General features: G+C 35.9%; 9 protein-coding genes. All 9 read left to right on the forward strand.

All coding sequences use genetic code 11. The features are described from left to right. The first annotated feature begins 337 nt into the window (after positions 1–337). The 9 genes from lgt (at position 338) to J7I93_RS22985 (ending at position 9,970) form a co-directional block, all read left to right on the forward strand. Positions 338–1,153, forward strand: a complete 816-nt coding sequence (lgt, locus tag J7I93_RS22945) for a prolipoprotein diacylglyceryl transferase (RefSeq protein ID WP_214728900.1) — start codon at positions 338–340, stop codon at positions 1,151–1,153. Positions 1,154–1,557: 404 nt separating this feature from the next. Beyond that, a complete protein-coding gene (locus J7I93_RS22950) occupies positions 1,558–3,015 on the forward strand; it encodes a UDP-N-acetylmuramoyl-L-alanyl-D-glutamate--2,6-diaminopimelate ligase (protein ID WP_214728902.1) in 1,458 nt (485 codons plus the stop codon). A 317-nt stretch (positions 3,016–3,332) separates the two neighbouring features. Next, entirely contained in the window at positions 3,333–3,929 is a 597-nt protein-coding gene (locus J7I93_RS22955; protein WP_214988826.1) for a ferric reductase-like transmembrane domain-containing protein, read from the forward strand. A 53-nt stretch (positions 3,930–3,982) separates the two neighbouring features. After that, positions 3,983–4,765 carry a C39 family peptidase gene (locus J7I93_RS22960; protein ID WP_214728906.1) on the forward strand — a complete coding sequence of 261 codons (783 nt, stop codon included), beginning with the start codon at positions 3,983–3,985 and terminating at the stop codon, positions 4,763–4,765. A gap of 66 nt (positions 4,766–4,831) precedes the next feature. Further along, on the forward strand, positions 4,832–6,787 hold the full coding sequence (ltaS, locus tag J7I93_RS22965; protein WP_251025968.1) for a lipoteichoic acid synthase: 1,956 nt from the start codon (positions 4,832–4,834) through the stop codon (positions 6,785–6,787). A gap of 149 nt (positions 6,788–6,936) precedes the next feature. Next, the gene (locus tag J7I93_RS22970; protein ID WP_214728913.1) at positions 6,937–7,893 is read left to right on the forward strand and encodes a metal ABC transporter substrate-binding protein; all 957 of its coding nucleotides are present in this window, start codon (positions 6,937–6,939) and stop codon (positions 7,891–7,893) included. Positions 7,894–8,565: 672 nt separating this feature from the next. Beyond that, positions 8,566–9,051 (forward strand): YdhK family protein, encoded by a 486-nt coding sequence (locus J7I93_RS22975; protein ID WP_353050292.1) that lies wholly within the window; start codon positions 8,566–8,568, stop codon positions 9,049–9,051. Positions 9,052–9,340: 289 nt separating this feature from the next. Next, on the forward strand, positions 9,341–9,529 hold the full coding sequence (locus J7I93_RS22980) for a hypothetical protein (RefSeq protein ID WP_214728908.1): 189 nt from the start codon (positions 9,341–9,343) through the stop codon (positions 9,527–9,529). 114 nt (positions 9,530–9,643) lie between these two features. Continuing rightward, a complete protein-coding gene (locus J7I93_RS22985; protein ID WP_214728909.1) occupies positions 9,644–9,970 on the forward strand; it encodes a four-helix bundle copper-binding protein in 327 nt (108 codons plus the stop codon). The last annotated feature ends 521 nt before the right edge of the window (positions 9,971–10,491 follow it).

Here is a 10,491-nt window from a genome sequence, read left to right on the forward strand (position 1 = left end):
ACGCACTACAGGAATGCTAAAGGGTGCTTTTCTACAATAAAGTATTTATTCCAAAATCGGACGCTATTGTAGAATAAAGCTTAAACGACTTTATTGTTATAATTCTAAGCGTAGTTAAGTTTTCTGACATCAAAAATTTAAATAACTCTATTTTTAGCCCCGTCCTAAAGTTAGGGCGGGGTTATCCTTGTTTGAGCTTTTAAAATAAATAACATTATTGTCTTCCACACCATGTTTGTTACAGTATTTTTTCAAAAAATTAATCATTCTTGCATATTTTCTCGATATTATCCGGTTAAACTGCTAATTACAAATAGGATTAAGAGGTGAAAACCCAATGGAAAAAATTGAGGCAATTGATCGCATAGCCTTTGAATTAGGGCCGATTACGGTCTATTGGTATGGACTAATCATAGGAACAGGGTTGTTTTTAGGCTGGCTTCTTGCGACAAGAGAATCAAAGAAACTTGGACTGGATAAAGATATTTTTGCTGATCTATTATTGTGGGCAATTCCTGTATCTATTTTGAGTGCAAGAGTATATTATGTAGTTTTCGAATGGGAACATTATGTTGCTGATCCCAGCGAGATTTTTGCGATATGGGAAGGGGGCATTGCCATTCATGGAGCATTAATCGGTGCAGTATTAACAGCTATCGTTTTTGCAAAAAAAAGAGGTGTTTCGTTTTGGAAACTTGCTGACATTGCGGCACCGAGCCTTATTCTTGGCCAGGCAATTGGAAGATGGGGTAATTTTATGAACCAGGAAGCGCATGGGGGGGAGGTTACCCGTTGGTATCTCGAAGACCTTTTCCTGCCAGAATTTATCATTAACCAAATGTATATTGAAGGAGCCTATTATCATCCAACATTCTTATATGAGTCCTTATGGAATATAACCGGATTTGTCATTTTGATCATGATCAGGAAACTTCCTTTAAAACGCGGAGAAGTTTTTCTTTCATATATTATCTGGTATTCTATCGGCAGATTTTTTGTAGAAGGGCTCAGAACGGATAGTCTGATGCTTACAGAATCTTTAAGGATAGCTCAAGTCCTGTCCATAAGTCTCATTATAGGAGCTGCTATCTTAATTTTCTTAAGAAGAAAATTTGGGAAAGCTGGTCATGGCTATGCTGATGGGATTAATTAATCTGCAAAACCCGCTCAAGTATACTGTATTGGTGCCAATTGAATTTCATTGTTGATAAACGTACTGACTAAGTTTGCAGTTTTTGTGGAGTTTATTAATAGGTTGAATGGGTAGAATTGAGGATAAGTAAATATAAATAAAGTAAGAAAGTGAAGTTTATTTTGAAAAAATTTAAAAAGGAATCCTTCCATTTTAAATATATTCCTAGTCTCATCAGATGTTCAGGTTTAGAGGGTAAATATATGGAGATGGGTCTAGATGGTATGGATTATGAAAATATGGAATTAGAAGAAGAAAATTGATAACGTGAATTCGTTTAAGAATTGAAAGATCAGTTATTTTGTAAATACTTTGCTGTCTGTATTCAGACAGCTTCTTTATTTTTGAATAAACGGAGGCAACAAATGAAGCTTAAGAATCTTATTTCAGTCCTTGCTGAATCAGTGGAATATGTACCTGACATTAAAGTAAATCAAATTCAATTCAAATCAAGAGATGTAAAAAAAGGAGATGTTTTTGTTGCTATAAAGGGATTAAAGCATGATGGCCACAGCTTCATAAATGAAGCAATTTCGAAAGGAGCTGTCGCTGTTGTAGGTGAAGAAGATTATTATCCTCTTCCTGTTCCCTACATCAGGGTTCAAGATACAAGAAAAGCTCTTGGGAAGCTGGCCAAAACACTATATAGTGATCCTTCATTGATGCATAACATGATAGGGATTACTGGAACAAATGGGAAGACTACAACAGCCTATATGTTAAAACACATATTTCAAACTGCTCAGGAGTCCTGTTCACTCTTCAGCACCGTTTCAAATTTTGTAAACGGAACTGAGCTTATGTCTACTGCAACAACACCTGATATACTGGAATTAAATAAAATGCTGAGGGTGAGTACGGATAAAAATGTGGTGATGGAGGTTTCATCACATGGACTTCATCAAAAAAGAGTAGAGGGCTTGGCATTTAATTATGGGATTTTCACTAATCTTACTCATGATCATTTGGACTATCATCAAAATATGGATGAATATTTTAATACAAAAGCGGGATTATTCAGCCTTATAAAAGACAATGGAGAAGCTATAGTGAATTCAAGCTGTCCATGGGGCAAGAAATTAATTAATCAATTGAAGAGCAAACAACAATCCGTATTTTCTTTTGGGACTTCGGAAAATGACGATCTTCAATTATTAAGGACTGAATCTGGAGTTTCAAAAATAAGAATAAAGGGATCTAATGTAAAATTGGCGATCAAAATGCCAATGCCGGGGCATCACAACCTGCAAAATGCACTTGCGGCGATACTTTGTGCGTTGCGTGCAGGAGTAAATATCCAGGAAATAAAAAAAGCAGTAGAAAGTTTTCCTGGTGTTTCTGGTCGGTTTGAAGTATATCGTTGCCAAGGAGTTAACTTTGTCTTAGACTACGCGCATACCCCTGATGGTTTGGAAAACCTTTTACAGACCGTCAAAAGCATGAAACATAAAAGAATTGTACACATATTTGGATTTAGAGGGAACAAAGATGTGACCAAAAGGTTGGCGATGCTTGACACTTCTGCTAAATATTGTGATGAAATTATATTAACGCTCGATGACTTAAATGGTGTTTCGAAAGAAGTAATGATATCAGATTTAGAAAAATCAGCAAAATACCTTGGAGCGAGAAAAACCCATTTGATAATAGATCGGACAAGAGCCATTGAATATGCGTGGAAAAACTCAGAAAAAGGGGATCATATAGTTATAACCGGCAAAGGACCTGAACCGTATGAGCAGGAGTTTGAGATTCCTGCCGATAACGATGCAGGAACGATCAAATATTTATTTTCAAAGAGTTATAATACTTCTAAAGTTTAAGTGATTTTCAAGTAAGAACTGCATGAATAACCAGTGGATTTCTTATGAAATCAGATTTTATTAATGTACGAAAGCCTATTTTAATACAATGGGCTATCGTACTTTTTTATTGTTAACTGCACATTTTCTTGATAAAAATATGCGATAATACTTTCTAGTCTTTTATCTCAACGTATATATTTTGAATAGACCCATAGATTTTCTGTTTTTTTCTATCAAAATGACCTTATTAGCAGTACAAAGAATAATGAAAAGAGGGATTGTTTTCCATGGGATTACTAATAAGGCATTTGCTTATTGGATCGGTGGCAATATTTTTGATCTATATATTTCTATTAAGCCGTTCTGAATGGAGTGCTATGCATGCTTGGAACCGGGCCTTTGCTGATGTATCGCTTCTTTTTCTCGTTATAACCATTATGATTGGACCGTTAAGCCGATTTCATACCCTTTTTGCCCGCTTTTTACCTTGGAGAAGAGAACTGGGGATTTGGTCTGCCATTATGGCTTTACTGCATGTATATATACTTTTCAAGGGCTGGTTTTACTGGGAACCGATCAGATTAATCATTGGCGTAAATCAAGAAACAGGCCAGCTTTCATTTGATCCCGGTTTCACTCTTGCAAACCTTGTAGGTACTGTGGGTCTGGCGTATTTGCTTTTATTGGCTTTGATTTCAAATAATAAAGCAATTGAAGTACTAGGAAAAAGAGGATGGGACTACCTCCAGCAAAAAAGCGGAACTCTGTATATTTTAATTGTATTACACACGGCATTCTTTCTCTTCTTTTTTAGATTAGGCAATAATAACTGGGTGCAAAAGCCTTTTCTAGTAACTGTAACAGTTGTTTTCGCGTTGCAATGGATTGTTTTTATTCAAACTGTCCTAAAAAGCAAAAAAAGAAAACAGTAGGCCGGGGGTTTTGAAATGGGATACTTAAGAAAAACCAACTGAGGAAACAAAAAATGAAATTATTATTGATTTTTAATAGTTTGGCTGCAGCAGCTCTAACGCTAATTCTCTTATTAGGAAAAGAAGAACTCTCAAAAATCCGAAGTTTGATAGTTTCAGAAGCTCCTAAAGAAGTCTTCCAGAACCCTGGTGAGGTGCAAGAATATAAAAATGAAATTGTAAAGATAAAGGATCGAGTTCTACTCAATGCCCCCGTAGTTAAGCAGTTTCCCGAACTTCCAAGAGGGTGTGAGGTGACGAGCCTTGCTATGCTGCTGCAATATAAAGGGATTGACACGAATAAAATGACTCTTGCAGAAGAAATCAAAAAGAATACTATACCTTTGAAGAAAGAAGGAGGCAATATTTTTTGGGGGCATCCAAATGATGGATTTATTGGGGATATGTATTCATATGACAATCCCGGATTAGGGGTATATCATAAGCCCATAAAGGAACTAGCTGAAAAGTATTTGCCTGGACAAGTAATAGATTTAACAGGCAAAGAGTTTTCCGAGCTTATGATTTTTCTTTCGCTGGACATTCCAGTCTGGATTATTACGAATACGACCTATAGAGAATTGCCGGAATCAGCTTTTGAAAAATGGAATACACCTGATGGTGATATAGATATAACCTATAAAGAGCACTCGGTACTAATAACTGGATATGATGAAAAAAGTATATATTTTAACGACCCTATAACCGGGATAAAAAATAAGGTTATGAACAAAGAAGACTTTCTTAGAGCCTGGAGGCAAATGGGGAGTCAGGCAGTGACCTACCTTCCTGAATAATGTTTTAGGATGATTATATTAAACTAATGAACAGCGAAAAAGTTTTGTAAAGTTAGGAGTGTTAATATGCTTGGTGTTAATCTTATAAAATCACTTTTAAACAAAAAGCTAGTCCTTTTTTATTTTGCAGTTATATTATTTTGGCTAAAAACGTATTCAATTTACAAAATCGAATTTAATCTTGGCGTAAACAATGGGATGCAGCAGTTTTTACTGTTGCTCAACCCGGTAAGTTCAACACTGTTATTCTTAGGTATTGCTCTATTATTTAAAGGAAGAAAACAGCATTGGGTGCTGCTGGCCATGAATTTTGTACTAACTTTCTTCTTATATGCTAATGTTGCCTATTACCGTTTCTTTAATGACTTTATTACTGTTCCGGTTCTCTTCCAGACACAGAATTTTGGAAAAGTAGGCGGCAGTGCGGCTGCTCTTCTAGAGCAAACTGATATCCTGTATTTCTTAGATACCATCTTGCTGCTCGCTTTGATTCTTTCCAAGAGCCTGAAAATGCCCGCCCGATTATCGAGAAGATCTCTAAGTAAGGTGTATCTTGCGGGGCTATTGATACTTGGAGTAAATATCGGACTGGCAGAAGCAGATAGGCCGCAATTACTGACTCGAAGCTTTGATAGAAATTATCTTGTAAAGTATCTTGGAGCTTATAATTTTGCCATATATGATATTATCCAGAACACAAGGTCCTCAGCCCAAAGAGTCATGGCTGACAGCAGTGATATTGCAATAGTGGAAAACTACACATCATCAAAGTATACAAAGCCTAATCCAGATTATTTTGGGGCAGCCAAAGGTATGAACGTTATTTACATCTCCATGGAATCATTTCAAAACTTCCTAATCGGATATAAGCTTCATGGCGAAGAGGTAACACCATTTTTAAATGCATTGGCAAAAAATCCAAACACGATCTATTTTCCGAATTTTTTTCATCAGACCGCACAAGGCAAAACGTCTGATGCCGAATTCCTAATGGGAAATTCTTTGTATCCCCTTCCTCAAGGGTCGGTATTTACGACTAAAGCTCAAAATACGTATCAGGGATTACCAGCTATCTTAAAAGATAAAGGGTATTATTCTGCGGTTTTCCATGGAAACTACAAATCGTTTTGGAATCGGGAAGAAATGTACAAGTCATTAGGTTACGATATGTTTTATGATGCCACTTATTATAATATGAGAGAGGAAAACGTTATTAACTACGGGCTGGAGGATAAACCGTTTTTTAAAGAGACAATTCCTTATTTACAATCGATTCCTCAGCCGTTTTACACGAAGTTAATCACGCTGTCTAATCATTTTCCATATCCAATAGATGAGGAAGATCAGTCGATTGAACCTGCAGAAACAGGCGACAAAACGGTTGACGGTTATTTCCAGACCGCCCGATATTTAGATGAAGCACTTAAGCAGTTTTTTGAGGATTTAAAGGTTTCTGGTCTTGATAAAAATACTATGATCGTTATGTACGGGGACCATTATGGTATTTCAGAAAACCGCAAAGAGGCAATGTCAAAGGTCATGAACAAGGAAATAGATGACTTTGAGCAAACTCAGCTGCAAAGGGTGCCGCTTTTCATCTATGCACCAGGCCTGAAGGGATTTGTTAATGAAACATATGGGGGAGAAATTGATGTACGCCCGACTGTCTTGCGTTTGCTTGGCATTGACACAACACATCAGGTAGCATTTGGAACAGACTTATTATCTAAAGAAAGGGAGGAAATTGTCGCATTTAGAAATGGGGACTATATTACGGAACAGGTGACATCAGTTAAAGGTAAAATCTATGATAATCAAACAGGACAAATCGTAGAGGATACTACACCTTATCAAAAATATTCAGATCTTGTTAAAAATGAATTGGAGTTATCTGATAAGGTAGTATATGGGGATTTGCTTCGTTTTCACAAACTAAGCGGAATTAAGACTACGGAGAAAACAAAATTAGATTATACAAAAGCCGAGCATTTCAATGAAGATTGGAATGATGTGCAGAAATAGTTTTCAAGGGGGATTGATCCCCCTTTTTATATTCATACTTTCTGCATATTTTAGAATATATATTGCCTTTTTAGGTAAGTTTTTATACACTTTAAATCGTAATGATTACTATTTAAAGAAATTGAGGAGGAAACACTTTGTTTAAATCAATGTGGCTAATTCTGTTTGCTATTGGCATTTTAGCCCTTGGGGGATGCAGTCAAGCAGCTCAAGAGGACAAAAGTATTCAAACAGCTGATGAGAAGATAAAAATTTACACGACTATTTTTCCACTTCAGAATTTTTCAGAGAAAATTGGAGGGGAATTTGTAGAAGTAGAAAATATTGTTCCAGCAGGATCTGATGCTCATTCCTTTGAACCTACTACTAAAACCATGGTCCAAATCGCGGAAGGGGATGCATTTATCTATCTAGGAACGGGAATCGAAGGGTTCACCGATGCAGTTATTAGTGCGGTGAAAAATGAAGATACAGCAATTGTAAAAGCATCAGAAGGCACCCCTTTAATTGGAGTTCCGGAATCTTCTGAAGATGAACATGAAGAAGAAAATGATGAGGAGCATGCCGGTGAAGATGGAGATGTTGATCCTCATGTTTGGCTTGATCCAGGCAGATCCGTGCAGCTTGCTGAAAATATAAAGAATGCATTAATCAAAATTGATCCCAGCCAGCAGGATTACTTTGAGAAAAACTATCAGGCTCTTAAGGATAATTTAGAAAAAGTAGATTCTAAATTTGAAAGCATGGCCAACGAAGCACAAACTAAAACCTTCATCGTTGCCCACTCTGCCTACGGTTATTGGGAAGATGCATATGGCTTAAAGCAAATAGGAATTAGCGGTCTTTCTCCAAGTGCTGAACCTTCTCAAAAACAGCTTGAAGAAATCGTTAAGACCGCTGAAAATGCTGAATTAAAATATATCCTTTTCGAACAAAATGTCGAGAATCGGGTTGCTGAGGTTATTAAAAGAGAACTTGGTGCAGATACTCTGACACTTCACAATTTAGAATCATTAACAGAAGAAGATATTCAAAACAATGAGGATTATATAAGTTTAATGAATAAGAATATTGAAACATTAAAACAAGCATTAAACAGTAAATAATGTTTATCAAACATTGTTTGATAAAGGCTTTCCTATTTAGTTCCATTATTGTAATGAAACATAAAAATCTTTAACAATTAACAGCCTAATCGCAGAGTGATTTAGGCTGTTCTCTCTTTATTACATAAATAGTTGTTGGGGTTTGGCATATAAAACCACAGAGTAAATATTTAGGTAACAATGTGCTTCTCTTTTTAAATTCTGGTTTGGGGAACGTTTAGAGGTTTTAATAACCTTTTAGGAGGTATATACCCATGTGAAATAATTTAAAGGAGGAAGAAAATGACCAGCAAAATTTTAAAAATTTCAGGGTTAGGTTTGGTATCCCTAGTACTCGCTTTTTCAGCTGGGGGAGTTTCTGCAGATGCCCACAATACGGGAGTCAAAATGCAAACCAGTGCTCAAGTAAAAGAGGAATCGAAAGTTGAGAGAAATTTAGATAAAATTAAGAAAAAATTGAATGCTATTAACGTTAAAATAAAGGAAATTAAAGCATCCCTTAAAGAACCTCCCTTAACTGCTGAAGAGGTAGAAAGATACAAGGAATATAAAGAAGAAATTGGCGATATACTTAATCGTTTAAACGCTGCGGAAAACCATTTAGAGGGCTTAACTAAAAATCCAGAAAAACCAAATGCTTCCGCAGAAGAGATCGAAGAACTGATTAATAAGGTGCACCTTAATGCTTTGCAGGTCAAAGAAACAATTGAAGCTCATTTTGCTGAGACTATGTCAAGTTCAGGTGAAGTTCCTGATGAACTTAAAGAAGCTGAGAATCCAGCTTTTGAAATCGGCAGTCAGGCCATAATTGAAGCAGACCATATGCCAGGCATGAAAGGTGCGGTAGCAACCATTTCAGGGGCATATGAGACTATAGCTTACTCTGTTACGTATTATCCGACAACTGGAGGGGAGCCGGTAAAAGATCATAAATGGGTCATCCATGAAGAAATAGAAAACGCCGGTGAAGAGCCTCTTGAACCTGGTACAGAAATTACCCTTAAGGCAGATCATATGGAAGGTATGGATGAAGCAACAGCAGTTGTTGAATCAGCGGTAGAAACTACCGTCTATATGCTGGACTTTACTACTACAACAGGGGAAAAAGTAGAAGACCACAAATGGATCATTGAAGGTGAATTATCACCTATTGAATAAAAGGTATTAGATTTTAAAAACTTTTTAGGAAAGCCGATGTATACAGTCCTTTTTATTGTATATATTCGGCTTTTTTATTATAGGTAATAGTGCATGCCCTATTAGAGACGGTTTTGAAAATATTGTAAATTAATAATATCCTGATTATAAATTGATTTTTCAGGCCCCCGTAGGCTTTCACTCATCCTGAAATCCCTATTCAATTTTCTTTTACTTTTGCTCTGTGCCTGATCCTGTTAAGAGAGTTGAAGGAATTGAATAGAGTATGTAAGCCGGGTGGGAAGTTTTTATGATTGAACATATGAGGAGTAGCAACACTGTTGCAGGAGTGTTTATGGACCTGCATAATCCACTAACGGTCAGGGTTTTGGGTGCCGATATATTAAATAATGTAGATTTATCAGGACTAGTACTCGTAGGTAATATTCCATTAGTAGGTAAAGTAGTCCGAAAACTGACTTTAAGGCCAAACAAATAACAAGCACCTTTTCTTAGGAGTCTATGTGAAAAATATGCATTTTATATGCAGTTTATTTACTTAATGCCGGGGTAACCTATCTAAAGTAAAGAAAAACCCAGAAAGGATGATTCTATGTACAGCCAAACTTACGAACAATGCATTCAGGCATGCCTTGAATGTATGGAGGCTTGTAACGTTTGTTATGATGCATGCTTTCATGAAGAAGACTTGAAAATGATGGCAGACTGCATACGAATGGACCGTGAATGTGCCGATATTTGTGCTTTTGCTGTGAAATCTATGCAATCAAACAGTCCCTTCGCAAAACAGATATGCCAATTATGTGCGGACATTTGTGAGGCTTGCGGCAACGAATGCAAGAAACATCAACATGAACACTGTCAAAAATGTGCAGATGCATGTTTTAAATGCGCAGATGCTTGCCGCCAAATGGTATAATAAGCAAAAAAACAGGCACGTTGGTGTCTGTTTTTTGTTTGCCATAGAAAGGAATTTAGAGATATTAATTAAAAACTCTTTTTTATTGCTAGCTTCAAAAAACTCCAATTTTTATTTTTAAAGTGATAAAAAAGAGTTAATAGAAATGGAATGGTTCTCTTTTTTACTGATTTTGCTTTTTCTTGCAATGATGTTCCTATGTTTAAAACATCTAGGGGGGAATTACAAGCATCAATTTCATGCTTCTCATAAATTAAATAATAAACTAAGCAATTTAAAATAGATAATCAAAAGCTGAGAAATGAAATTGCTGATCTTTTCTTGAGGGCTTAATTCTAATATTCTTCTCAATAATAAAAGTACAGTATAGCCATTTTTAAATTTTAATATGCTCCTTAATGTATTAAGAGAGTCTAAAATGTGATATTCATCGCATTATTTTATAAAAAAATGGCTCTATTATATTTTTAATAGGATTAAAATCAGTTTCTATTCTATTATTTTTCTTTTGTTCATATATT

Source organism: Bacillus sp. ISL-47 (assembly GCF_018613175.1).
GTDB lineage: Bacteria > Bacillota > Bacilli > Bacillales > Cytobacillaceae > Cytobacillus.

Excerpts from the sequence above, each read along its gene's own strand:
- lgt (WP_214728900.1), top strand. The coding sequence starts at position 338 with ATGGAAAAAATTGAGGCAATTGATCGCATAGCCTTTGAATTAGGGCCG.
- J7I93_RS22950 (WP_214728902.1), top strand. The coding sequence starts at position 1,558 with ATGAAGCTTAAGAATCTTATTTCAGTCCTTGCTGAATCAGTGGAATAT.
- J7I93_RS22960 (WP_214728906.1), top strand. The coding sequence starts at position 3,983 with ATGAAATTATTATTGATTTTTAATAGTTTGGCTGCAGCAGCTCTAACG.
- ltaS (WP_251025968.1), top strand. The coding sequence starts at position 4,832 with ATGCTTGGTGTTAATCTTATAAAATCACTTTTAAACAAAAAGCTAGTC.
- J7I93_RS22970 (WP_214728913.1), top strand. The coding sequence starts at position 6,937 with ATGTGGCTAATTCTGTTTGCTATTGGCATTTTAGCCCTTGGGGGATGC.
- J7I93_RS22980 (WP_214728908.1), top strand. The coding sequence starts at position 9,341 with ATGATTGAACATATGAGGAGTAGCAACACTGTTGCAGGAGTGTTTATG.
- J7I93_RS22985 (WP_214728909.1), top strand. The coding sequence starts at position 9,644 with ATGTACAGCCAAACTTACGAACAATGCATTCAGGCATGCCTTGAATGT.